The sequence below is a fragment of the Phyllobacterium sp. SL163 genome (assembly GCF_049896885.1).
In the GTDB taxonomy this organism is placed as follows: Bacteria; Pseudomonadota; Alphaproteobacteria; order Rhizobiales; family Rhizobiaceae; genus Phyllobacterium; species Phyllobacterium calauticae.
This window is the reverse complement of sequence record NZ_JAFCVE010000014.1, coordinates 30086-54696: the sequence shown is the minus strand read 5'-3', so window position 1 is coordinate 54696 and position 24611 is coordinate 30086. Positions and strand designations below refer to the sequence as shown.

General features: G+C 59.0%; 21 protein-coding genes, 1 tRNA gene and 1 riboswitch. Of the genes, 13 read left to right on the top strand and 9 right to left on the bottom strand.

Annotated elements, in window-relative coordinates; translation table 11 throughout:
* The first annotated feature begins 103 nt into the window (after window positions 1-103).
* Window positions 104-180, top strand: a tRNA-Met gene (locus ACP7B1_RS23995).
* A 90-nt stretch (window positions 181-270) separates the two neighbouring features.
* On the opposite strand, the gene ACP7B1_RS23990 is transcribed toward ACP7B1_RS23995, so the two are convergent.
* The gene (locus ACP7B1_RS23990; protein WP_346305149.1) at window positions 271-1212 is read right to left on the bottom strand and encodes a threonine/serine dehydratase; all 942 of its coding nucleotides are present in this window, start codon (window positions 1210-1212) and stop codon (window positions 271-273) included.
* Between the two features lie 292 nt (window positions 1213-1504).
* On the opposite strand from ACP7B1_RS23990, the gene ACP7B1_RS23985 reads away from it, so the two are divergent.
* The 8 genes from ACP7B1_RS23985 to ACP7B1_RS23950 all read left to right on the top strand — a co-directional run bounded on the left by ACP7B1_RS23985 (window position 1505) and on the right by ACP7B1_RS23950 (window position 12037).
* Window positions 1505-2494 (top strand): substrate-binding domain-containing protein, encoded by a 990-nt coding sequence (locus ACP7B1_RS23985; RefSeq protein ID WP_346305148.1) that lies wholly within the window; start codon window positions 1505-1507, stop codon window positions 2492-2494.
* A gap of 71 nt (window positions 2495-2565) precedes the next feature.
* A complete protein-coding gene (locus ACP7B1_RS23980) occupies window positions 2566-3588 on the top strand; it encodes a galactitol-1-phosphate 5-dehydrogenase (RefSeq protein ID WP_346305147.1) in 1023 nt (340 codons plus the stop codon).
* A 44-nt stretch (window positions 3589-3632) separates the two neighbouring features.
* On the top strand, window positions 3633-5153 hold the full coding sequence (locus ACP7B1_RS23975; protein ID WP_346305146.1) for an FGGY-family carbohydrate kinase: 1521 nt from the start codon (window positions 3633-3635) through the stop codon (window positions 5151-5153).
* On the top strand, window positions 5150-6145 hold the full coding sequence (locus tag ACP7B1_RS23970; RefSeq protein ID WP_346305145.1) for a sugar-binding transcriptional regulator: 996 nt from the start codon (window positions 5150-5152) through the stop codon (window positions 6143-6145). Before ACP7B1_RS23975 ends, ACP7B1_RS23970 begins: the two co-directional genes overlap by 4 nt.
* Window positions 6135-7631, top strand: coding sequence for a sugar ABC transporter ATP-binding protein (locus ACP7B1_RS23965; RefSeq protein ID WP_426137385.1), 1497 nt, complete (start codon window positions 6135-6137; stop codon window positions 7629-7631). The genes ACP7B1_RS23970 and ACP7B1_RS23965 overlap by 11 nt, the downstream gene beginning before the upstream one ends.
* Window positions 7618-8625 carry an ABC transporter permease gene (locus ACP7B1_RS23960; RefSeq protein WP_426137384.1) on the top strand — a complete coding sequence of 336 codons (1008 nt, stop codon included), beginning with the start codon at window positions 7618-7620 and terminating at the stop codon, window positions 8623-8625. Before ACP7B1_RS23965 ends, ACP7B1_RS23960 begins: the two co-directional genes overlap by 14 nt.
* A 41-nt stretch (window positions 8626-8666) precedes the next feature.
* Window positions 8667-9626 carry a deoxyribose-phosphate aldolase gene (gene deoC, locus ACP7B1_RS23955; RefSeq protein ID WP_346305142.1) on the top strand — a complete coding sequence of 320 codons (960 nt, stop codon included), beginning with the start codon at window positions 8667-8669 and terminating at the stop codon, window positions 9624-9626.
* An 11-nt stretch (window positions 9627-9637) separates the two neighbouring features.
* Window positions 9638-12037, top strand: coding sequence for an aldehyde dehydrogenase family protein (locus tag ACP7B1_RS23950; protein WP_346305141.1), 2400 nt, complete (start codon window positions 9638-9640; stop codon window positions 12035-12037).
* Window positions 12038-12093: 56 nt separating this feature from the next.
* Here ACP7B1_RS23950 and ACP7B1_RS23945 read toward each other — a convergent pair whose 3' ends face one another.
* The 8 genes from ACP7B1_RS23945 to ACP7B1_RS23910 all read right to left on the bottom strand — a co-directional run bounded on the left by ACP7B1_RS23945 (window position 12094) and on the right by ACP7B1_RS23910 (window position 21290).
* Entirely contained in the window at window positions 12094-13029 is a 936-nt protein-coding gene (locus tag ACP7B1_RS23945; protein ID WP_346305140.1) for an ABC transporter substrate-binding protein, read from the bottom strand.
* 34 nt (window positions 13030-13063) lie between these two features.
* Window positions 13064-14113 (bottom strand): LLM class flavin-dependent oxidoreductase, encoded by a 1050-nt coding sequence (locus ACP7B1_RS23940; RefSeq protein ID WP_346305139.1) that lies wholly within the window; start codon window positions 14111-14113, stop codon window positions 13064-13066.
* 35 nt (window positions 14114-14148) lie between these two features.
* Window positions 14149-15084 carry an ABC transporter substrate-binding protein gene (locus tag ACP7B1_RS23935; RefSeq protein WP_346305138.1) on the bottom strand — a complete coding sequence of 312 codons (936 nt, stop codon included), beginning with the start codon at window positions 15082-15084 and terminating at the stop codon, window positions 14149-14151.
* A 43-nt stretch (window positions 15085-15127) separates the two neighbouring features.
* Window positions 15128-16933: an amino acid ABC transporter permease/ATP-binding protein gene (locus ACP7B1_RS23930; RefSeq protein WP_346305137.1), complete on the bottom strand. Its 1806-nt coding sequence runs from the start codon at window positions 16931-16933 to the stop codon at window positions 15128-15130.
* A 220-nt stretch (window positions 16934-17153) separates the two neighbouring features.
* Window positions 17154-17705 (bottom strand): GNAT family N-acetyltransferase, encoded by a 552-nt coding sequence (locus ACP7B1_RS23925; RefSeq protein WP_346305136.1) that lies wholly within the window; start codon window positions 17703-17705, stop codon window positions 17154-17156.
* Window positions 17706-17723: 18 nt separating this feature from the next.
* On the bottom strand, window positions 17724-18917 hold the full coding sequence (locus ACP7B1_RS23920; protein WP_426137383.1) for a M20 aminoacylase family protein: 1194 nt from the start codon (window positions 18915-18917) through the stop codon (window positions 17724-17726).
* Window positions 18917-20269: an LLM class flavin-dependent oxidoreductase gene (locus ACP7B1_RS23915; RefSeq protein ID WP_426137382.1), complete on the bottom strand. Its 1353-nt coding sequence runs from the start codon at window positions 20267-20269 to the stop codon at window positions 18917-18919. The genes ACP7B1_RS23920 and ACP7B1_RS23915 overlap by 1 nt, the downstream gene beginning before the upstream one ends.
* Window positions 20270-20285: 16 nt before the next feature.
* Complete coding sequence (locus tag ACP7B1_RS23910) at window positions 20286-21290, bottom strand: LLM class flavin-dependent oxidoreductase (RefSeq protein ID WP_426137381.1); 1005 nt, start codon at window positions 21288-21290, stop codon at window positions 20286-20288.
* A 19-nt stretch (window positions 21291-21309) separates the two neighbouring features.
* On the opposite strand from ACP7B1_RS23910, the gene ACP7B1_RS23905 reads away from it, so the two are divergent.
* The 4 genes from ACP7B1_RS23905 to gcvH all read left to right on the top strand — a co-directional run bounded on the left by ACP7B1_RS23905 (window position 21310) and on the right by gcvH (window position 24602).
* Entirely contained in the window at window positions 21310-21582 is a 273-nt protein-coding gene (locus ACP7B1_RS23905) for a hypothetical protein (RefSeq protein ID WP_346307556.1), read from the top strand.
* Window positions 21583-21740: 158 nt separating this feature from the next.
* On the top strand, window positions 21741-22748 hold the full coding sequence (locus ACP7B1_RS23900) for an adenylate/guanylate cyclase domain-containing protein (protein ID WP_346307557.1): 1008 nt from the start codon (window positions 21741-21743) through the stop codon (window positions 22746-22748).
* 129 nt (window positions 22749-22877) lie between these two features.
* Window positions 22878-22974, top strand: a riboswitch (glycine riboswitch).
* A gap of 150 nt (window positions 22975-23124) precedes the next feature.
* Window positions 23125-24228, top strand: a complete 1104-nt coding sequence (gene gcvT / locus ACP7B1_RS23895; protein WP_346307558.1) for a glycine cleavage system aminomethyltransferase GcvT — start codon at window positions 23125-23127, stop codon at window positions 24226-24228.
* Window positions 24229-24233: 5 nt separating this feature from the next.
* Complete coding sequence (gene gcvH / locus ACP7B1_RS23890) at window positions 24234-24602, top strand: glycine cleavage system protein GcvH (protein ID WP_223616047.1); 369 nt, start codon at window positions 24234-24236, stop codon at window positions 24600-24602.
* The last annotated feature ends 9 nt before the right edge of the window (window positions 24603-24611 follow it).

Below are 24611 nucleotides of genomic sequence, written 5' to 3'. Positions count from 1 at the left end.
TCCATACCAACGCATCCAAGGCCGCCTAAAGCGGCCTTTTGCTTTTGCAATAACACCAATGTAAGAGCATAATTACTTCCATCGCCAAGCGGCGATATGGTGGCGCGGGGTGGAGCAGCCCGGTAGCTCGTCAGGCTCATAACCTGAAGGTCACAGGTTCAAATCCTGTCCCCGCAACCAACAAAAACCAGCTTCTCCCAAAACACAAACACAACCCCGCCAAAAGCGGGGCTTTCGTCGTTGGATGCAAGGCGTGCAGGTGCAGCCCTCTTAAAAGTGCACAGCGCCCGTATTTGCGCCGCACAGGAGAACGCCAACACGCTCGTCCGGACCGGCAACATATTTCTGTGCCAGAAGCGCAGCAAAGGCGGCGGCGCCACCGGGCTCAGCGACAATGCGCAGCCGCTCCCAAAGGGCGGATTGCGCAGCTCGAATGTCATCGTCCGAGACAAGCACGGACTGCGCGACAAAATCCCGGGCAAACGGGAACATCAGTTCTCCGACGCGCCTCGGCGCCAGGGAATCGGCGGCGATGCCTTCCGTCGGCGCATCAACGGGTCTGCCTGCGCTGAATGCCCTGTGCAGGGTCGGTGCCCCCTCCGGTTCGACAGCGACGATTTTGACGCGGCCGCAAAACCAGGCGGCAATCCCGCCAATCAGGCCGCCGCCACCCACCGCGACCAAAAGGGTCGTGATGGCAGGCAGGTCCATTTCGATTTCCAGGCCAAGCGTTCCCTGGCCGAGCAGGGTTTCCGGCTGATCGAAGGCGTGAACCGGCATGGCCCTGCGTTCCGCCACGAACTGCTCGCTCGCCGCCAGGGCATCGGCATACCGGTCTCCGGAAACAACGAGGTTTGCACCGTAACTGCGGATGCGGTCCGCCTTGGCAGGTGCGGTGACGCCGGGCACAAATATGGTTGCGGGTACCCCAAGCCGCATGGCGGCATAAGCAACAGCAGCACCATGATTGCCGCCTGATGCGGCAACCACGCCCGCTTCCGGCACTGGGCGGGTAAGCAGGTTGGCAAAGGCGCCGCGCGCCTTGAACGAACCAGAGTGCTGCAGAAATTCAAGTTTGAAATCGACACCGCGCGGCGGCAGACCGAAGTCACCGAGATCGGCCCGTATGACAGGAGTATGCCGGATGTGCGGCCGGATGAGACGCTCGGTTTCAACAATGCGTTCCGGCGTGATCTGTATTGGGCTGGACATGGTGCGAACTCACGATGCGAAGAGCTGAGCTTAGAGCGCTCTCACCTGCAAATGCAACTTTTGTGGTTTGCTGCGGATCCTTTGTTCACACCATTCCCTCTGCATTCGCCGGACAGACGCCACATGGGGCGGATGAATATCACATATATTTCAACTGCTTATTTGTTTTCTCCAGCGATCTTGTCAACCGCGTTGACTCATTCAGCAACTTCTGATTATCTAAAATAACAAATGAGCGATATTTGCTCAAATGTAGATTTGCCAGAAAAATGAGTCTTTGGGGAGGAAAACCATGCTCAACCGTCGCAGCTTTTTGTTCAGATTCGCCTTTGCCGGAACCGCCATTTCATTGGTGGCAGGTCTGGGCATGACCGCAGCCAATGCGGAAGGCCTGAAAATCGGGTTCAGTCAGGTGACCTTGCAGTCGCCGTTTTATGTGCAGCTCAAGACAGGAGCGGAAGCGGCCGCCAAGGCCGGCGGCGATACACTGGTTTTCCTCGATGCCAACGGTGATGTCAGCAAGCAGAACAATGACATTCAGGATCTGATTACCCAGGGCGTGAACGCGCTGATCATCAACCCGGTCAATCCCGATGCGGTCGTGCCATCGCTCGAAGCAGCCGTTGCTGCCGGTATTCCGGTCATTACGGTTGACCGCAGCGTCAACGGCAAGGGCGTGACCGCCCATGTCGGCCGCGACAACAAGAACATGGGCAAGCTGGTCGGCGAAGCGGTAGTCGCGCGCCTGAAGGCTGACGGTGTCGAGAAAGCCAAGATCATCGAGATCCAGGGCGATGCCGGCGGTGCGGTCATGATGGATCGGCGCGACGGTTTTCACAGCGCCATTGAAGGGTCGGGTCACACCATCGTCGAAGGTCCCTATGCGGAATATATCCGCGCCAATGCGGTCACCGCCATGCAGGACCTGCTTCAGGCCAATCCGGATGTGAAGGTTGTCTATGCGCACAATGACGATATGGCGCTTGGCGCCCTGCAGGTGCTCAAGGAAAACAACCGCAGCGATGTGCTGGTTGCTGGCGTGGACGGTTTGTCGGAAGCGCTCACCATCATTGCCGACGGCGGCAACTATGTCGGCTCAGCGCTGAATGATCCCAAATATCTCGGTGACGTGACAATTCAGGTTGCCCGCGAAGCGGCGGCCAAGAAGCCGGTTTCGTCCTTTGTCGATGCGGGCACGGCACTGGTGACGTCCAAGAATGTTGCGGATTTCCCCCGCGCCGGACTGTTTGCCGAATATCGCCCGCACGTTCTCGGCCAGTAAGGCCTCCTCCCGAGCCTGCGGAGCAGACCTGTTCCGCAGCTCCCATTATTATATACCCACAGGATACCATGATGCGTGCAGCAGTTCTCTATGCCCCGGGCGACATTCGCCTCGAAGACGTCCCGGAACCACAGATCAAGCCGGGACACGTGATTGTCCGCGTCGCGTCGGTGGGTGTGTGCGGGTCGGATCTGCCGCGCATGCTGATCAAGGGCGCGCACAGGATGCCGCTCATCTGCGGCCATGAGTTTTCCGGTCATATCACTGAGCTTGGCGAAGGCGTTGAAGGCTTTGACCTCGGCGAACTGGTGGCCATTCCACCGATGCTGCCATGCTTCGAATGCGACCAGTGCCAGAAAGGGCAGTTTTCACGCTGCCGTGACTATGATTATTTCGGTTCGCGCCGGGACGGCGCCTATGCGGAATTTGTCTGCGTTCCCGTTTCCAACCTTTTGAAAACACCAAAGGGGATTGATCCAAGAGCGGTCGCCATGACCGATCCTGCGTCCATCGCCATTCATGCCATATGGAAAGCGGGCGGTATCGAAATGGGCCGGCGCGGCGGCGTCATTGGCTGTGGTCCGATTGGCCTGTTTGCCATTCAATGGCTCAAGCTGATGGGCGCGAGCGATGTGGTTGCCGTCGATGTATCGGAGGAAAAGCTGGCCATGGCGCGCCGTGCCGGTGCAACGCACACATTCCTGTCCGGTGCGGACATTCCCGCCAACCTGCTTTGCGACACGATTATCGAAGCCGCCGGACACCCTTCATCGATCAATATGGCGGTGAAGATGGCCGCACCGAGCGGTCATGTGGTCTTCATCGGCATTCCGGTTGCGGAGGTAACCCTGGACAACAAGACATTCCAGCATTTCCTGCGGCAGGAGGTGTCGCTGCATGGCTCGTGGAATTCGTTCGGCGCGCCCTATCCGGGACCGCAATGGACGGTCACGCTGGAAAAGCTGGGATCCGGCGCACTGGAATGGGAATTCATGATAACCCATGATCTCGACCTTGCCGAGTTGCCGGGAATGTTCGAAAAGTTCCGGACTGACAGGAGCATGTTCTTTTCGAAGGTCATGTTCCGGCCCTGAAAGACTTCGGAAAGAGGCAGGGAATCGAGGGAGGAGACGGCAGGATGACACTTGTCCTGAACTTTGATCTTGGCACGGGAGGAGTCCGCGCCGGTGTTTACGATGTCGAGCGCAGGACCATGCTCTCGCTGTCGGAAGCCAGTTATTCCACCATATATCCCCATGCTGGCTGGGCAGAACAGCAGCCAGAGGAGTGGTGGAATGCGCTTCTGAGGGCCGGCCGTCAGGCCGTCGAGCAATGTGGATCGACTGAAATAGCTGCGGTTTGTGTTGCCACGACTGCTTCCTCCGTTGTGATTTGCGACAGGGAAAGCACGCCGCTTTATCCGGCTATTCTCTGGATGGACTGCCGGGCGGCCAAAGAGGCTCGCGCCACGGAAAAGGTTGATCATCCCGTCATGGCCTATAGCGGCGGCGGCGATGCCGTCGAATGGCTGGTTCCCAAGGCGATGTGGCTGGCCGAACATGAACCAGCCATCTTTGCCGAGGCTGATATCATTTGCGAAGCGCTGGATTTCATCAACTACAGGCTGTGCGGCGCGTGGGTAGGCTCGCGCATGAATGCCGCCTGCAAGTGGAATTATGATTCAAAGAATGGCGCGTTTGTTCCAGAGATCTATGAAGCGCTCGGTATTCCCGCGTTGCAGGACAAGCTGCCGCAAAGGATCGTTCCGGTCGGCGATGCTATCGGATCATTGAAACCGCACGTTGCGGCAGCCCTTGGCATCGCTTCGCAACCGCTTCTTGCCCAGGGTGGCATCGATGCGCATATCGGTCTGCTTGGTGCGGGAACCGTTGCTGCGGGTGGAATGCTGATCATCGGCGGGACATCCGTTGTGCATCTGACACACCTGAAGGAACAGGGGAATGTCACCGGCTTCTGGGGACCTTATCCCAATGCACTCGTCGATGGGTTGTGGCTGGTGGAGGCGGGACAGGTTTCGGCCGGGTCAATCCTCAACTGGTTCAGCAGCACGATTTTCGGATTGGACGAGCAGGGCCACCGCGATCTGATCCGCCAGGCGTCTGTGGTTTCAGCGCAGGATTCAGGCCTTTTGACGCTCGATTATTGGATGGGTAACCGCACACCCTACCGGGATGCTGATCTGCGCGGAGCAATCCTCGGCCTGTCGCTCAGTCATGATAGGGCAGACATCTATTCCTCGGCGGTGGATTCCATTGCGCTTGGTTCCGCCAATGTCGTTGCGGTTCTGGAAGAACGCGGCGTTTCCGTCGAGCGGATCGTCATGGCTGGCGGCATCTGCAAGAACCCGCTGTGGTTGCAGGCGACAATCGACGCCATCGGCCGGCCCGTTCACGTGGCGAGTGATGACAATCTCTCTCTCATCGGAACGGCCGTGTGTTCCGCCCATGCGCTTGGACTGTTTCCCGACCTCATCGCGGCGTCGGAAGCCTGCGCTGCTCCGACGCGGGAAGTGCAGCCTGACCCCGTGCGCAGCAGGCGCTATCGGGATACGATGGCGCTCTATCGGGATACGACCGAAACATTGACGCCGGCGCTGCATGCATTGAGCGCAAGGCAATTGGCGGGGGCTGCACAATGAGCGACGCACGGATCAATCCATCTGTCCGGTTGCCTTCCGACGAGCAGCGGGAGCACCTGATGGTGCGCGTCGCCAAGCTTTATTACGATCTTGAGCGCACCCAGAGCGAGATTGCCACGGAACTCGGTCTGACGCGCTGGCAGGTAGGGCGATTGCTCATCGAAGCCAAGGAATTGGGGGTTGTGCGCATCGAGATCACGCCGCGCGCCTATCGGCGGACGGAGCTCGAAGTGCGCCTGCAACAGGAATTCGGTCTGCGCGACGCCATCGTCGTCCCATCGGGCGGAACAACGGATTCAGCCCTTCTCATGGAGAGTGTAGCGCAGGCAGCCGCAAAGTATCTGGCGGGCCTCAATCCCAAGGCCGATCTGATCGGTGTCTCCTGGGGCCGCACCATGTCCGCGGTTGCCAAATTCCTGCCGAACAACTGGAACCCGGGCGTGCATGTGGTTCTGGTCAACGGCTCGACGAATTTGCGTTCGACCTCAACCCATACAAGTGCCGTTGCGGAGGAATTCGCCAAGGCAGGCAACGGCATCGCCACGCTTTTGCCGGTTCCTGCCATATTGGGCAAGAAAAGCACCCGCGAAGTGCTTGAAGAAGATCCGATCATCGAGCGTGTTCTCAAACTTGCGATGCAGGCGGATGTGGTCTGTTTCGGCATGGGCGGCATTACACACGAATCCGTGCTGCTCAGTTCCGGTTATCTTGAAGAGGCCGATATCGACCGGCTGAAAGATGCGGGCGCCGTCGGAGACATTCTTGGTCGCTTCCTCGACAAGGATGGCAACATCGTTGATCAGACGATTGACGACCGCACGGTTGGGCTTCGGCTTGATTACCTCAAGACCAAGCAGCGCTCGATAGGGGTCGTTGCGGGCGAGGAAAAATTGCAGATAGCCCTGGCTGCCCTGAAGGCCGGTTTTGTCTCGGTTATCGTTACAGACGAAGCAACGGCCCGCTATGCATTGGAGGCCGCAAGTGACGACTGATGTTTTGACCGTCCAGCAGGTGTCGAAGAAATTCCCGCCCAATATCACCGCCCTGGAGTCGGCTTCGCTGAATGTCCGTGCCGGAGAGGTGCATTGTCTTCTTGGCGCCAATGGCGCCGGCAAATCGACACTGCTCAAGATCATAGCGGGAGCTTTCCGCCCGACCGATGGTTCGCTTCTGCTGGATGGCAAGCCTGTTGACTTGCATTCTCCGTCTCAGGCCGCGCGGCTTGGCATTTCGATGATCTATCAGGAACTCGATCTCGTCCCGCAACTGACCGTCGAACAGAACCTGTTTCTCGGCCATGCACCGGGCCGGTTTGGATTGATCAATCACAGGGAGCGCCGGGAACGGGCAGCCGCAGCGTTGACGCGCGTGGGCGCGCATTTCAAACCGGAAGTGCGGGTCGAGACCCTGTCGGTCGCCAACCAGCAACTGACCGCTATTGCCCGCTCGCTGACCATGGATGCCAAGATCATCATCATGGACGAGCCATCGGCATCGCTCAATGAAACCGAGCTTGAGAGTGTGTTCAAGGTCATTCGCGAACTCGTCAGGCAGGGGGTTGCCATACTCTATGTCAGCCACCGGCTGGGTGAACTGCGCGAAATCGGCGACCGGGTCACCGTATTGCGCGGTGGCAGGACCATCGAGACATTCGACGTCAAGAGCACCGGGGATGGCGCACTTGTGGAAGCGATCATCGGCAAACAGCGCTCGCTGATCGAACGGAAAACCCGTGAGCCGGTGACCGGCGATGTCGCGCTCCGCGTCAACCGGCTGCGCGGACCGGAAGGACTTGATATCAGCGGTCTTGATGTGCGCTGGGGCGAGGTCGTCGGCCTCACGGGATTGAACGGCTCCGGCCGCACATCGTTTCTGAAGTCGCTCTTCGGTGCAAACAGGTTTGACGGCGACATCAAGCTGGAAGGCAAGCCGTTCCATCCGCGTCATCCGGCTCACGCCATCCGCAGCGGCATCGGTCTGGTGCCGGAAAACCGCAAGACGGAAGGCCTCATCCTGCACGCCCCGATCTACAAGAATGCAACCTTGCCATCGATGCGCGAGAGCTGGCTGACACGCCATTCGCTGCAAAAGCAAAAGACGGCGCCGGTTCTGAAAAGCCTGTCGACCAAATATGGCCGGCCGGAGCAGGCTGTCGTGCAGCTTTCCGGCGGCAACCAGCAGAAGGTCGTCCTGTCCAAATGGATCATCAACGGCGCGCGCGTGCTGCTCCTCGACGAGCCCAGCCGTGGCCTCGATATCGGCGCCAAGGCAGATCTCTACAATCTGGTCGACAGGCTCGCGCGGGAAGGTGCCGCCGTCATCGTTGCCAGCAGTGAGCTCGATGAGCTTTATGCGGCCTGCGACACGATCTGGGTATTTCATGAAGGCCGCAACATCGGCAAATACGATCCCTCGGTTGCGGACCGCGACGCAATATTGAGGGCAACAATTCTGGGTGAAAATCATGTCCAACACTGAAACCGCATTGCCGCCAGCCGATACGCCGGCATTCGGCAAGCGTCTTGTCGATCTGGCGATCGAATACAACTTCATCGTCATTTTTCTGGCAGTGGTTGTTATCGCGACCTCGCTGTCCAGCAACTTCCTGACCTTTACCAATATTGCCAATCTGTTTCAGCAGGCTGCGGTTGTTGGCGTGGTTGCCATCGGTATGACCTTCGTCATCCTGACCGGCAATATCGACCTGTCTGTCGGCAGTGTCGTTGCGCTTTGCGGCATGCTGGTTGCAGTGCTGATGTCGCATGGCTTTGACCCCTTCGTGGCGGTTGCGATAACGGCACTGGTGGGGACGGCCTGCGGTGCTGGGATGGGGGCGATCAGCGCGCTTGCCCAGGTGCCGAGCTTTATCGTGACTTTGGCCGGGCTCGTCTCGTTCCGTGGCATCACCTATCTGATAACCGACGGTGTACCCGTGAGCGGTTTGCCGCAGGGTTTCGCGTCGATCAGCTCGACGATGATCCCGCTTCTGCCCGGCTTCTCCCTGTCATCGATGGGCCTGATCTTCGTTGTCCTGTGCATTGTCGCCGGGCTTGTGCTGCGCTTCACCGTGTTCGGCGAATATGTCTTCGCGACCGGCGGCAATCCCGAAGCAGCACGGCTGTCCGGCCTGCCGACCCGGTTCATGATCACGGCGGTTTTCGCGGTGTCAGGGTTCATGGCCGCATTGGGCGGTATTCTTCTGACATCGCGCCTGCGCATTGGCCAGCCTACAGCGGCGCAAGGGCTCGAGCTTGACGCCATCGCTGCTGTCGTGCTGGGTGGTACAAGTCTTTTCGGCGGACGCGGCGGCGTGCTCGGTACCTTTTTTGCCGTGATGCTGCTGCAGGTTCTCCGCAACATATTCAATCTTCTGGGATTGGGCTCCTTCTACCAGATGACTGTCACCGGTATTATCATCGTTGCAGCCATCCTGCTCAATCGCTTCATCGATCATAGGAAGGGTCGGGGATGAACACGCAACAACCATTGGTCCAAAAGGGCACGGAAATCCAAATGCCACATTCCCACGCGCGCAATACCGGTACGAAACTTCTGCCGGACTGGTTCGAGGACATCGCCGTCAACCGTTCGGCTACGGAGCGCCGGGCGGCGACACTGACCACCAGGCGAACGGTCAAGAAGGAGTATCAGGCAGCCTGGCTCGTTAAGGCGATCACCTGCATCGACCTGACGACTCTTGCCGGAGACGACACGGCGGGCCGCGTCCGCCGCCTGTGCGCCAAGGCGAAAAAGCCGGTGCGTGATGACATTCTGGAAGCGCTCGGACTAGCCGATGCGCATATTACAACGGGTGCGGTCTGCGTCTATCCGACTATGGTTCCCCATGCGGTCAAGGCGCTGGAAGGTTCGGGCATTCCCGTTGCATCCGTTGCCACGGGTTTTCCCGCTGGCCTAACACCGCTGCCGCAGCGCCTGGCCGAGATTCACTATGCGGTGGGCGAGGGTGCCAAGGAGATCGATATCGTCATCACACGCGAACACGTTCTTACCCAGAACTGGTCGGCGCTTTATGATGAAATTTCCCGGATGCGCGAGGCTTCGGGCGAGGCACATCTGAAAGCCATTCTGGCAACAGGCGATCTCAACACGCTGCGCAATGTCTACCGTGCGTCGATGGTTGCAATGCAGGCCGGTGCCGATTTCATCAAGACGTCGACCGGCAAGGAAGATGTCAACGCCACGCTGCCCGTCAGTCTAGTGATGCTGCGCGCCTTGCGGGACTACGGCGAGCTTTCCGGCCAGACCGTGGGCTTCAAGCCTGCGGGCGGCATGAAGACGGCTAAGGATGCCATGAACTGGCTGATCCTGATGAAGGAAGAATTGGGGTTGCCGTGGATGCAGCCGGATCTGTTCCGGCTCGGAGCCAGCTCGATGCTTGGCGATATCGAACGACAGCTGGAACATTATGTGACGGGTCGCTACGCCGCGTCTTCGCGCCACGCACTCGCTTGAGGAACAGGAATATGGGACAGATCAAGGATATTCTTCGCACGATGGAATATGGCCCGGCACCAGAGAGCAATACCGACGTCCAGAGCTGGCTTGATGCCAACAAGGCGGGTTTTGGTCACTTCATCAATGGCAAGTTCACCGGCACCGAGGGCCGCGAGACATTTGCCGTCATCAATCCGGCCAATGATGCCGTTCTGACGAAGGTGGCACACGGCACGGCGGCCGATGTCGATGCGGCTGTGAAGGCGGCCCGTGCGGCCTTCGGCAAATGGTCGAAGCTGCCCGGTCACGAACGCGCCAAATATCTCTACGCGATTGCCCGCCATATCCAGAAGCGCGAGCGCTTCTTCTCCGTTCTGGAGACCATGGACAATGGCAAGCCGATCCGCGAGACCCGCGACATCGATATTCCGCTGGTCGCCCGGCATTTCTATCATCATGCCGGTTGGGCGGAGATGGTGGAAACAGAATTCGAAGGCTTTTCACCCGTGGGTGTCTGCGGTCAGGTGATCCCGTGGAATTTCCCGCTGCTGATGCTGGCGTGGAAAATCGCGCCGGCGCTTGCCGCCGGCAATACGGTTGTTCTCAAACCGGCCGAACTGACACCGCTGACAGCGGTTGCTTTCGCCGAAGTCTGTCACGAAATCGGCCTGCCCGCTGGTGTCGTCAACATCGTCCACGGCGATGGCGCCACGGGTGCAGCGATCTGCGGCCATGACGATATTGACAAGGTGGCCTTCACCGGTTCGACCGAAGTTGGCCGTATCATCCGCGAGCAGATTGCCGGTTCGGAGAAGAAGCTGTCATTGGAACTGGGCGGCAAATCGCCTTTCATCGTGTTCGAAGATGCCGATATCGACGGCGCTGTCGAGGGCGTGGTTGATGCCATCTGGTTCAACCAGGGTGAGGTATGCTGTGCCGGTTCGCGTCTTCTCATCCAGGAAGGCATTGCCGAGCGGTTTTATGCAAAACTGCGCAAGCGCATGGAAACCCTGCGGGTCGGTGATCCGCTCGACAAGACCATGGATGTCGGCGCGATTGTCTCCAAGGGACAGCTGAAGCGCATTACATCGTTGGTAGAACAGGGCAAGGTGGAGGGCGGTACGCTCTGGCAAGCGCCGGTAACACTGCCCAGCAAGGGTGCATTCTTTGCACCGGGTTTCTTCACCGATGTCGAACCGGCGTCGACCGTGTGCGAAGTGGAGATTTTCGGACCGGTTGCCACCGCAACGACGTTCCGCACACCCGACGAAGCCATCGCCCTTGCCAACAATACCAAATATGGGCTCGCAGCATCGGTCTGGTCGGAAAACATCAATCTGGCCCTCGACATGGCTGCCCGCGTCAAGGCCGGTGTGGTCTGGATCAACTCGACCAACCTGCTGGATGCGGGCGCGGGTTTCGGCGGGTACCGCGAAAGCGGTTATGGCCGCGAGGGCGGACGCGAAGGGCTCTACGAATACCTGACCGCGGATTGGGAGAAGCGTCTGCCATCCGGTAAGGCCGAACAGGCATTCAAGCCATCGGCAGCGCCGGATGGCGAGGCGAAAGTCGCGCTTGGCGGTTCAATTGATCGCACCGTCAAGAACTACATTGGCGGCAAGCAGGCGCGCCCCGACGGCGGTTACAGCTATTCGGTCGTCGGCAAGGGCGGCCAGATCATCGGTCAGGCCGGCATCAGCAATCGCAAGGATATCCGCAATGCCGTGGAAGCGGCTGCAAAGGCTGGTTCCTGGGGTGGCGTCACAGCCCATAACCGGGCGCAGGTGTTGTACTATCTCGGCGAAAACTTGAGCGCACGGCAGGCGGAGTTTGAAGCATTGCTGGTGGAGAGCACCGGCGTTTCAGCCAAGGTGGCAGCTGACGAGTTTGCCACGGCGCTTCGCCGCATATTCTACTATGCTGCTCAGTCTGACAAATATGACGGCGCGGTGCATTCCACCAAGTCACGTCATGTGACCCTGGCAATGAACGAGCCATGGGGCGTCGTTGGTATCGTCTGTCCGGATGACCAGCCTCTGTTATCGTTCATCTCACTGGTTCTGCCAGCCATTGCCATGGGCAACCGTGTCGTGACTGTGCCATCCACCAAGCATCCGCTTCTCGCAGCCAATCTCTATCAGGTGTTGGACACCTCGGATGTCCCGGGCGGCGTGGTCAATATCGTCACCGGCGAACGCGATGTTCTGGCGAAGACCCTGGCTGAACACGACGAAGTGGATGCGCTGTGGTACGTGGGCTCCAAAGAAGGCAGTGCGATGGTTGAAAAGGCATCGTGCGGCAATCTGAAAGCCACCTGGGTCAACAATGGCCGCCAGCGCGACTGGGCAAACACGCAGCAGGGACAGGGCAAGGATTATCTGCGCCGCGCTGTCCAGGTGAAGAACATCTGGGTTCCCTACGGCGAATAGGCCAAGCAAAAGGCCGCACCGGTTGTACCGGTGCGGCCTTTCGATGTGAACGGGTCTCAGCTCTTTGGCAGACCGGGCGGGTTGGTGGTTGCCTTGTCGATGGCTTCCGAGCCAAGATTCCAGCGATCGAGTACCTTTTTGTATTTGCCGTCGGCGATAACAGCGTTAAGCGCCGTTGTGACACCGTCCGCCACGCCGCTGCCTTTGCGCGTGGTAACGGCCACTTCAGCGGTGATCGGCCAGCCACCACTGACGGTTCCGACGAGCTTGGTCTTGCCGTTGACGGCGGCCTTGTAGGCTTGGGTTGCATTGACGCTGAAGACGGCGTCGGCACGCCCGGATTCGATTGCCAGATACTTCACCGCATCATCGTCATAATACTGGACTTCGATGGCTTTCAGGCCTTTGTCGACATTTTCCTTGTCCCAGGCCAGCAGGATTTTCTCCTGATTGGTGCCGGCATCGGTAATCACCTTCAGCCCGGCGATATCCTTGGGTTCCTTAATGGCCTTGATGGCGCTGTCCGCCTTGACGTAGTAGCCAAGCTCATCCTTGCGATAGGTGGAGAAATCGAACTTCTCCTTGCGCTGTTCGGTAACGGTGACGTTGGAAATCACCGCATCGAACTTGCCGGATTCAAGCCCAAGCGGCCAATCGGCCCACGCGACCGGTACCAGTACCAGTTCGCGTCCGAGGCTGTCCGCCACCAGTTGGGCAAGATCGACGTCAAAACCGACGACGGTGGTGGCATCGCTGGCATAGGTGCTGAGCGGCGGGTTGGACGGGTGCAGCCCGATGGTGAGCTTGCCGTCGCTGACGAATTTGAAGCTCTTGGATACGGATTCGATGGCCTTCTCGTTTTTCTCGGCCCGCACGCGGTCTTTCTGGTCCGGGCTGAGATCGAAGCCGTCTCCGGCTGCAAAGGCGAGATGGGTGGTGGCGGCAATGAATGCCCCGGCCACAAAGGATAGAAGTCGCAGTCTGGTTGTCATGGATAACCCCTTGAGTGTGGTTTGTGGTTGTTTTTCAGCGCCGTGCCCCCGCACTGATGCGCACGGGCTGATTGCCCCAGCCGATTTCCGGAGCGATGTGGGAGATGAAATCGGAGAGGATTTGCTGATATTCGTGCTGTTGGAACTCGTAGGGCAGCTCCAGCCGCAATTCTCCGACGCGCGCAACAATCGGGTCGTTGAAAAGCTGTTCGAGGATCTGCTCGGATGTTCCCACAAGATCCTTGGGAAACAGGGTACGACGCTCGCCCTGCGGCTTCAGGGTGCGCTCATGACGGCTCGCGGCATAGTCGGCATATTTCTTGCGGGTACCAGCATCCGCGCTGTCAGTCGGGACAATGACACGTCCAAGCGACACGCGGCGGAAGATGCCGTCGAGATTGTGATGGTATGCGTCGAGTTGGCGGCCCTGAGCTTCGAAGAAATCGTCGGTGTTTTCACCGGCGGTCACATTGCCGATCATGAGATTGAAGCCATTCCTGCCGGCCCATCCCACGGATCGGAGCGACCCACCGCCATACCAGATCCGGTTGACCAACCCCTCGGCATGGGGTTGCAGGCGCGGCCGTTGCGGCCCGCCCGGCGTTGCGATGACGGTCTGGGGATCGGCGAGAAATCCACCGCGCAGGTTTTCGGCGAAGCGAATGACGCGCTCGTGGGAAAGGTCGTATTCCTTCCAGTTGCCATCAAACACCCGTGGGCCGAGCAGCTCCGCATGGGCGGGCGTCCCTGCACTCAGGCCGATGTTGAGCCGGCCACGCGACAGGACGTCGACAGTTGAAAGGTCCTCGGCGAGCCGATAGGGACTTTCATAACCGATCTGGATGACCGCTGTGCCCAGCTGGATGCGGCTGGTGCGCTGGGTTGCTGCGGCAAGGAACACGCCCGCGGAGGATATGCCGTGTTCGAGATGGCGCTGCCGCACCCAGCCGCTGTCAAATCCCAGTTTCTCGCCGAATTCCAGCAGTTGGAGCGTATTTTCCAATCCTTCATATGGATTGTCGTCCCGGTAATTGCCTGGTGTGAGGAAGCCCACATGGTTGATGGCGAGGGATGTGTTTGTCATGGGAAAATGCCCTGTTGCTTCGTGAATCGGGCCAATCAGATCTTTGGCAGGCCGGGCGGGTTTGTCCGCGATTTATCAAGGGCTTCGGGGCTGAGTTTCCAGCGTTCCAGCGACTGGGCATATTTACCGTCGGCAATCAGTTCGTTGATTGCTGCGGTCAAGCTATCGGCAATGCCGCTCCCCTTGCGGGTGGTGATTGCAACGTCGGCGATGAGCGGCCATCCGGCATTCACCGTCCCCACCAGTTTGATCTTGTGATCGATCGCTGCGCGATAGGCCTGGGGCGCATTGGGATTGAATTCCGCATCGGCCCGGCCCGATTGGATGGCAAGCGCGCTGACAGCGTCATCGTCATAGTACTGGAGCTCAACAGGCTTCAGCCCTTTTGCCGCATTCTGTTTGTCCCATTCGAGCAGGATTTTTTCCTGGATGGTTCCCGATCCCGTGATGATCCTGAGCCCGGCAATATCCTTTGGCTCCTTGATCGATGTGATCGGACTATCGGCTTTGACGTAGAAACCATGCAGGCCGAGGCGATAGGTGGAGAAATCGAATTTCTCCTTGCGCTGCTCCGTGACGCCGACATTGGAAATGACGGCGTCGAATTTTCCCGATTCCAGGCCGAGCGGCCAATCCGCCCAGGCAACCGGCACCAGGTCCAGCTTCTTGCCCAGGATATCGGCAATCAGCTGGGCGAAGTCCGGATCATAGCCGACCACAGTCTTGGCATCCGTTGCGTAGGTGCTGAGCGGCGGGTGCGCGACACTGATGCCGACGGTCAGCGTATCGTCCCTGACGAATTTGAACGTCGCGGGAATCGAGGCAACGACCTTTTCGCTCTTTTCCGCCCGGATACGGCCGCTCTGGTCCGGGCTGAGATCAAAACCTTCGGCGTGAACCATGGCGAGACCGGAAACAGTGGCGATAAGCACTGCCAGAGCGAAGGAGATGTGGGATGGGCGAAAAATCATGTTGCTTTCCTTGGATATATGCATGCCGGAACCGGCGCTGGGGTTAGAGGACCTTGGCCAGAAACTCGCTGGTGCGGGCATTTCTTGGCCGGTTCAGGACCTGATCGGGTGATCCGGTCTCAACGACCTTGCCGCCGTCCATGAAGATCACCGTATCTGCTACTTCCCGGGCAAAACCGATCTCGTGGGTAACGATGATGAGGGTCGTGCCGGAGCGGGCCAGTTCCTTGATGACATCCAGCACCTCGCCGACCAATTCGGGGTCGAGTGCGGATGTCGGCTCATCAAACAGCAGCACTTTCGGCCGCAGGGCCAGCGCCCGTGCGATCGCCACGCGCTGTTGCTGCCCGCCGGAGAGCTGTCGCGGATAGGCGTCGATCTTGTCGCCAAGGCCGACGCGGGCAAGCAGTTCCCGTGCGAGGCTGATGGCTTCCGGGCGGGTCAGCTGGCCGAGCGACACCGGTGCCTCGATGATATTCTCAAGAACAGTGAGGTGTGGGAACAGGTTGAAGCTCTGGAACACCATGCCGATGTCGGCGCGGCGTTTGAGAATGTCCTTCTCCTTCAGCTCATAGAGTGTCCGGCCGCTTTTGCGATAACCGACCAGCTCGTTGTCCACGGTGATGAAACCGTCGTCGACGCGTTCCAGATGGTTGATGGTGCGCAGCAGGGTGGACTTGCCGGAGCCGGAAGGGCCGAGGATTGCGGTGACACTGCCTGCCTTGATGTCGAGCCGGATATCGTCGAGCACCTTTAGCTGGCCAAAGCTTTTCGAAACACCCTGGATTTTCACTGATCCCGGCGCCCGCCAAGTGGCGAGAGGTATGCTGCGGTCGCTGGTTTTGGCCGCGGCCGTATTTTGCAGGGCGGACACGGTTACGCTCTGCGGACGGGCAAGAATCGGGGCACCGAAGAGCCGGCGAAACAGTTTGCGGAAAATCGGGGCGGGAGGATTACGCAGGGCGCCTTTGGAGAAGTGCCGTTCGATATAGTGCTGGGCGACCGACAGCACAGTCATGATGATCAGGTACCAGACCGTTGCCACCATCAGCAGCGGGACCACTTCGAGGTTGCGGCGATAGATCACCTGAACCGTGTAGAAGAGCTCCGGCAGGGCCAGCACGTAGACCATGGATGTGCCCTTTGCCAAGCCGATGATCTCGTTGAATCCGGTGGGAAGAATGGTGCGCATGGCTTGCGGCAGGACGATGCGGAAAGCCTGCCGGCGCCGGGGCAGGCCGAGCGCGGCCGCGGCTTCAAGCTGGCCTTGGTCGACGGACAGGATACCCCCGCGGATGATTTCAGAGGAGAAGGCTGCCTGATTGAGGCTGAGACCGATGAGCGCCGCTGCAAAAGGGCTGAGGATCGAGATGGTTGGATATTCGGCAAAGAGAATATCCGTGTAGGGCACGCCAATGCGCACCGTCGCATAGAGATAGCCGAGATTGTTGAGGATCAGGAGCAGCACGATCAGCGGAATCGAGCGCAGAAGCCAGATATAGGCCCAGGACAGACCCGACAGGAGGGGCGATTTCGACACACGGGCCAATGCAAGCGCTGTTCCCAGCGCGAAGCCGAGAATGGTTGCGAGTACGGTCAGCAGGAGCGTGCGCGCCAGGCCAGCCAATACGGGAGCCGAGAAGAACCATTCGGCAAAAACGTTCCATCCCCATTTCGGATTGGTCAGAATGGATTGAAGCGTGACAGCAATGATCAGAGCGGCAAACAATGTTCCGAAGAAACGCGCCGGGTATTTCGCTTTCACAATCCTGTAGTGGGTGTAATCCTCAGTTGTGGCGGCGGGCGGCTGGATGGAATGCGTAGCCGAATAGTCTGCTGTAATCGCCATGCTTGCAAATTCCCCTGTGCAACACTTTTCAGTCGAGCGAGTCCGTATCGGAAAATCTTCTGCGGGCTCGTATTTTACTCGACTGATTTAGTAGTGTTTAAGCGAAACAGTCAAAGACGACGGACTGCGAAATCAAAGGGGTTAGAGAAGCATTGTTGCAAAGAACCGGGTTTATTGAGCATGAAATCCCACGGTCCGGGCAATCATGATGCCGGTGAAGTCACCCGGCCTGACGCAGAAGGTTACAGTCTGACGAAACAGAAGCGGGAACCTTGGACAACTGTGCTGCCAATGCACTGATATCCTTCTCGAAGGGCAGGTGCCGATAGACTTCCGGATCGGCATTGACATCGAAAAGAGCGGTATATCCAGAACGCAGATACAGTTCCTTTGCCTCGGGCTGGCGGAAGCCGGTGGTCAGGTAAATCCGCGTGTAGCCCTGGCGCGCAGCCTGTTCTTCAAGTTCGGTCACAACCTTGCGTGCAAGGCCCTGCTGGCGCAAATCCGCGTGGGTCCAGATACGTTTGAGTTCGGCCGTCTGCTCGTCATAGCGTTTGAACGCGCCGCCGCCGATGGTTTGCCCGTCGCGGATCAGGAGCAGAAAGGCACCGTCCGGCGCGGCGAAAAGCTCGGCTGGGTAGCGACTCAATTCGTTGCGCGCCGGTTCACCATAAAAGTTGCCATAGCGCGTTTCGTATTCGATGATCAGCGCGTCGATCAACGGTTGTGAGCGTTCGTCGTTCGGTGTCGTGTAAACAAAAACATCAGTCATGGTTGTCTCGCGTTCTTGTCAGATGGGCCTGTCGGAGGGATTCCTGGCGAGATAGGTTTCGGTCAGCTTCACCCAGTAACGGGCGGCTGACGGCAGTATCTCGTCGTTGAAATTGTAGAGCGGACTGTGCAGCGGAGCGCTGTCGCCATTGCCGAGGAAAAGGTAGCTTCCCGGTGTTTCCTGCAGCATGAAGGCAAAATCCTCACTGGCGGAAATCGGCCGGAAATCCTTCTCGATCCGCGCGTCGCCGAAGTGTTCAAGCGCCACGTTTCTGGCGAACGCCGTTTCATCGGCATGGTTGACCAGCACAGGATAGCCGCTGGGATAGGCCACCTCAGCGATAGCGCCATAACTTTCGGCCTGCGCTTTCGCCAGCGTGGTGAGGCGGGACTTGATGGCCTCCCGCACCTCCTTGCGGAAAGTGCGCACCGTCAGCTCCAGCTCGACACTATCGGGAATGACATTGGGAGCGATGCCTGCGTGGATGGTGCCGACCGTAATCACCGCGGCGTCGAGCGGATCGATATTGCGGGCGACAATGCTTTGCAGCGCCATGATGAAAGAGGCGCTGGCGACGACGGGATCAACGGTTTCCTGCGGGCGGGCGCCGTGACCGCCTTTGCCGATGATCCGTACGGTGACCTTGTCGACCGAGGCCATGGCAGGGCCGGCGATGAACCCGAACTGGCCCGTTGGAACACCTGGCCAGTTGTGCAACCCGAAGACAGCGTCGCAGGGAAAGCGTTCGAACAGGCCATCGCGAACCATGCTGCGGGCCCCGGCGCCGCCTTCCTCGGCTGGCTGGAAGATGACGTGGAGGGTGCCGGAGAAGTCACGCGTTTCGGCGAGATAGCGGGCGCTGGTCAGAAGAATGGTGGTGTGCCCGTCATGGCCGCAGGCATGCATTTTTCCGGGTATGGTGCTGGCATAGGGCAGCCCCGTCGCTTCGACGATCGGCAGGGCATCCATATCCGCGCGAATGCCAAGCCGCTTGGGGCCGTTGCCGTTTTGCAGAGCTCCGACGACACCGGTTTTGCCGATGCCCTCGGTGACCTGATAGCCCCAGTCGCGCAACCGGCCGGCAACGAGCGCGCTGGTGCGGTGCTCATTGTAACCCAGTTCGGGATTCTGGTGCAGGTCGTGGCGAAGAGCGACCATCTCATCGAGATAGCTGCTGATTCTTTCCACAACCGGATCCGCCTGCCGGCCCATCAGAGTGCCGTCTCTTTGATGGGTTCCTTCGTGGCCTGATGGGCTTTGGTGTAGCGGCTTTCGCGGAAGGGCAGGCCGATGTTTTCGCGCAATGTCGCCCCGGGAAGCACCCTGTTGTGATAGCCGCGCTCCTCGAGCAGCGGCAGCACGTCACGCGTAAAGTCCTCGAGCCCTTCGGTCAGGATCTGGAAGCCGAGAATGAACCCGTCGGCCGCTTCGGTCTCGACCCAGCGGATGAGTTCGTCGGCGATCTTCTGCGGTGTGCCGGTGAAGGCATTGCGCGGCGTTGTGACTTCCAGCGCAACCTCACGCAAGGTCTGGCCCTTTTCCCTGGCGTTGCGCTTGATGCGGTCCGTCGTGGAGCGAAAATTGTTCTTGCCGATATCGCCGAGTTCCGGGAACGGCGCGTCAATGGAATAGGCGCTGAAATCGTGATGGTCGAAGAAGCGCCCGAGATAGGCAAGTGCTTCGCCAACGGTCACCAGATCGCGGATGATGCGGTACTTTGCCTCCGCTTCCTCCTCCGTTGCACCGACGATGGGCGCGATGCCGGGGAAAATCAGGACATCGCCCGGCTTGCGACCGTGCGCGACCGCACTTTGCTTAACCCGGCGATAGAAGGCTTGCGCCTCCTCGATCGGCACGTGGTTGGTGAACACGCCGTCCGCATGTTTGCCGGCGAGGTCGATGCCGTCGTCGGACGATCCGGCCTGGAAAATGACCGGCTGTCCCTGTTCGGAACGGCTGATATTCAGTGGGCCCTCCGAGTTGAAGAACCGGCCATGGTGGTTCAGGCGATGCAGCTTGGTCTTGTCGAAGAACTGGCCTGTTTCGCGGTTGCGGACAAAGGCGTCGTCATCCCATGAGTCCCACAAGCCCTTGACCACTTCGAGATGTTCGTCCGCAATCTCATAGCGCAGGGCATGGTCGGGATGGTCGCGGCCGTAATTCTTGGCCGAGCCTTCAAGCGGCGATGTCACGGCGTTCCAGCCGGCGCGGCCGTTGCTGATCTTGTCGATCGAGCCGAACTGCCGGGCAACGGTGAACGGATCGCTGTAGGAGGTCGAGACTGTGCCGACGAGACCGAGTTTCGAGGTTGTCGCGGCCAGTGCGGACAAAATGGCAATCGGTTCGAAACGGTTGAGAAAATGCGGGATGGATTTTTCGTTGATGTAGAGCCCGTCAGCGACGAAGGCAAAGGCAATGCCTGCCTCTTCGGCCTTGCGGGCATTGCGGACAAAGAATTCGAAATTGACGCTGGCATCAACAGGCGAACTCGGGTGTTTCCAGGAATTCATGTGGCCGCCGGCACCCTGCAGCATCACACCGAATGGAATGGGTCGCTTGGACATTATTTAATCTCCTTGATCATGCGGCAGCGGCGAATTGCGCCTGAGCCAGAAGTTCGATGGATCTGAGGCGCTTCGTAGCGTCATTGATGGGGGTGTCGATGATGAATTCGCCGATGCCGTAGCGGTCATGCAGCCGGTCGAGTTGGTCTGAAACCGTGCGGGCCGCGCCGCGCAGGACATTGGGCGTCTTCTTCTCGATCCTGTAATTGGCAGCCCCTGCCTGGCGTGCATATTCTTCGGCCTGTTCCACGCTGCCGACGGTGACGCTCTGGCCATTGTCCACATGCACCTTGAAATGCTGGATATTGCCGGCCAGCCGGTCAGCCTCCGCATCCGTCTCGGCTGCCACGATCCCCACGGCAAGGAGAGGCGCACGGCCGGGTGCTGCCTTCCGGTATGCCTCCAGTGTCTGCTGCAGGATCGTTTCGTCGCCGTTGAGGTGGCTGGCGAAGACAAAATCCCAACCCTCGGACGCGGCAAGCAGTGCGCTGTCGACACTGGCGCCAAGCAGGAAGCGGTTGGCAGCGACGGCAGGACGCGGTGTTGCCTGAACGCCGGCAAGCGGGTCATCCGCAGGCAACCCTTTGTCGAGAAAGGCGCTGAGCTGGGCGAGCTGGGCGGAAAAATCCTGCGTCTGCTTCCGCGGGACAACGCCCTGCAGGGCGCGCGTCGAAAACGGCAGTCCGCCGGGAGCCTTGCCCACGCCGAGATCGACGCGGCCGGGTCCCAGTGCAGCCAGGAGATTGAAATTTTCGGCCACCTTGTAGGGGCTGTAGTGCTGCAGCATGACCCCGCCGGAGCCCACGCGGATGCGCGCCGTATTGGCCAGCAGAAAGGCGATCAGCACTTCCGGTGACGAGCTTGCCAATGTCGGTGCATCATGGTGTTCGGCCACCCAGAACCGGTGGAAACCCCACTGTTCCGCCTGGCGGGCCAGCGCGACTGTCCGCTTCAGCGCCGTGCTGGCCGTTTCGCCATCGTGGATCGGACTTTTATCGAGCAAACTCAGTGCGTAGCCCATGTTAGGGTATAGCCTCCATGTGATTGAAGCCACGCGTCGCCAGAGGCAGCGCGAACTCGGTTTTCAGAGGCAGTCAGATTTTATCGGATTTCGAGACCCGTCAAAGAACGCTTTGCTAAAAATCAGCGGGCAAACTGTATTAATATTCCCCTCGCTGACGGCGTGGATTAACCTGGTGGCTTGGATGCAGGGCACGAGATTTATCGCTGATCTCCTGTTCAACGATGGTCATTTTCCAACAATCTGGAGCCTTAAATTGACCGCATCCGATGGACAATTTGCACGGCAGTGAGTCTGATGGGATGATCCTTGGTGTAATTCTCCAGATGGATATCGCGAGATCGCGGATATCTGTTGGTTGGATAATATTGTTCGGCGCATAAATGAAATCACGGAGGGACGCGGCCTTGAAGCCAGCCCTGAAGGTTTGAAATGGATCGGAACGGAAATATGCGCAGAAATTCGGTGGGATTGTGGGTATTTCTTCTCGGCGCAGTCGCGGCAAGCGGCTATCTCTATAGTTGGCTGGTCTATAGGCAGGGATATTTTTTAGGGGCCGTGTTTGCCCTTTCCATCTGTGTGCCGATCCTGGCGTTCGAACGCGGCCTCATCTTTCCGAAATTGCGTGCCTGGATCAACACATTGCCGACTGCGGGGTTTCTCGTCGCCGCATTGATAGCCGATTATGTGCTGATCAGCATCGGCAATGCCGTTTGCGGGATAACGCTGTGGAGCTTCGGCTGGATTGATGGGCCTTTCTGGCGCGCGGCAACGCTGTCACCACAGGTGCTGCTCTACACGCTTGCCGTCTTGACGGTCATGATTTTCATCCTGCGGGTGCGCGATCTTCTCGGCCGCGACATTTTTGCCAGCCTTCTGATGAGCCGGTACCGCCAGCCTGTGGCCGAAGAGCGGGTGTTTCTTTTCATCGATCTTGTCGGGTCGACGTCGTTTGCCGAAGAACATGGCGATCTGCGGGCCCAGCAGTTTCTCGGCGCGCTCTTTGCCGCCTTTGCCGAACCTGTCCGGCGTCACGGCGGAGCCATTGACGATTATGTCGGGGATGCGGCCATCATCACATGGCCCATTGAGCGCGGCATCAAGGATGCGAGTTGCGCGCGCTGTGTCTTCGATATTCTGGACAGTATCGAAAAGAATGCAAATCAATGGCTTGAGCGATTCGGAAGGGTGCCGCGCCTGCGTGCGGCCCTGCATGGCGGCCCGATCATCACAGCCGAGATCGGGGTGGATCATCACAAGATCACCTATTTCGGCGATACGGTGAACACCACGGCGCGGCTCGAAAGCCTCTGCCGCACATTGGCCACGCCGGTTTTGATCTCCAGCGAATTGGCGCAGAGGATGAGTTTCTCCAATGAAATCAAGGCAAATTACCTTGGAATGCATGGCGTCAAGGGCAGGGGGCAGGCGCTCGGGGTGATGGCCCTGACCCGCTGACATCGGGCGCTCCCTGTCGAAGTATCCTCATTCAGACAATTTCTGTCCACAAAGCGGCAAATCGGCCATTTGCACGATGACAGGCAGAGGCCGTTGCGCTATGGTCCAGCCTGTCGAGGGCTTCGGCCCTGTCAGTTTGCGGGAGAGTGTCGTGCATGGAAATGTGCAGGCCACCGAAGGGGAAATCGCCCGAAATCTCTCAGGTACCAGGAACCGCAAACCGGGAAGGCAACTCTGGAAAGTCGGGGGAAACTCCGCGCCGAAGGTGTAAGTTCAGTCAGGGGTCCTGATTGAGCGAGTCTCTCAGGCTTCCGACAGAGGGGCAAAGAAATGTTCCGTCGTGTGGCGGAGGTCTTTGCACGTCTCTGGAGTAAAAATGGGCACTGAAGATAATCTGAAACAATTGCCGCTTGACGATCTGCACAAGGCCGCCAATGCGCGCTTTGGCGGTTTTGCCGGCTGGTCGATGCCGATCACCTATCCGCTCGGTGTGATGAAGGAACACCTTCACACGCGCGAGAAGGCCGGGCTTTTCGACATTTCGCATATGCAGCTCTTTGATGTGGCCGGGCCACAGTCCGCGGCACTCTTGTCACGCGCATGCCCGCTTGATGCGTCTGCGCTTCAGACGGGTCAGTCGAAATATACCTTCTTTCTCAATGACAAGGCAGGCATCCTCGATGACCTGATCGTGACGCGTCTCGGCGACGAGCATTTCATGGTCGTTGCCAATGCCGGAAATGCCGCGGCTGACGAAGCGCATCTGCGCGGTGTCGCCAAGGATTTCGACTGCAAGATCGACGCGCTGGATCGTGTGTTCCTGGCCGTCCAGGGGCCGCAGGCCGTGAATGTGTTGCGCGATGCCGGTATTGCCGGGACTGATCTTGCTTTCATGAACGGATTTGAGCCGAAGCCGGGCTGGTTCATGAGCCGCTCCGGCTACACCGGCGAGGACGGTTTTGAGATCGGCCTGCCGGAAGCCGATGCCCGCGTGCTTGTCGAAAAGCTTTTCGCCGACGAGCGTGTCGCCTGGATCGGGCTTGCTGCCCGCGACAGTCTGCGCCTTGAAGCGGGTCTGTGCCTGCACGGCCATGACATAACGCCGGACTATGATCCGGTGGATGCCGGACTGCTCTGGGCCATTGCCAAGCCGGTGCGCGAGACAGCGGGCTTTATCGGTGCTGCAGCCCTTCTCGCCAAAATCGCAACAGGATCCACCTGGAAGCGCGTCGGCCTGAAGCCCGATGGCCGGCAGCCGGTGCGCGCCGATGCCGAACTCTTTGATGCCGATGGCAACAGGGTTGGATTGGTCACCTCAGGCGGTTTTGGACCATCGGCCGGTTTTCCCGTTGCCATGGGGTACGTCAGCAAAGAGCTGTCCGCGCTGGGCTCCAAGGTTTTCGCCGAGGTGCGGGGCAACCGCGTCCCGGTCGATATTCATTCACTTCCCTTCACTCCACATCGCTACCACAAAGGATAATTGAGATGGCAGCCACTTACTTTACCGAAGATCACGAATGGGTCCGCGTCGAGAATGACATCGCGACGGTCGGCATCACCGATCACGCGCAGGATCAGCTCGGCGATCTGGTTTTTGTCCAGTTGCCGGATGTCGGTCAGTCCTTGTCCAAAGGCGATGCCACGGTTGTCGTTGAATCCGTCAAGGCGGCATCGGACGTCTATGCGCCGCTGGACGGTGAAGTGACGGAAGTGAACGAAGCAACTGCAAGCGATCCGTCGCTGGTCAACTCGGCCGCCGCAAGCGACGGCTGGCTATGGAAGATGAAGCTGTCCAATCCGGATCAGCTGACCGGCCTTCTCGACGAGGCAGGCTACAAAGCAATCATTGGCTGAAGGCATGAT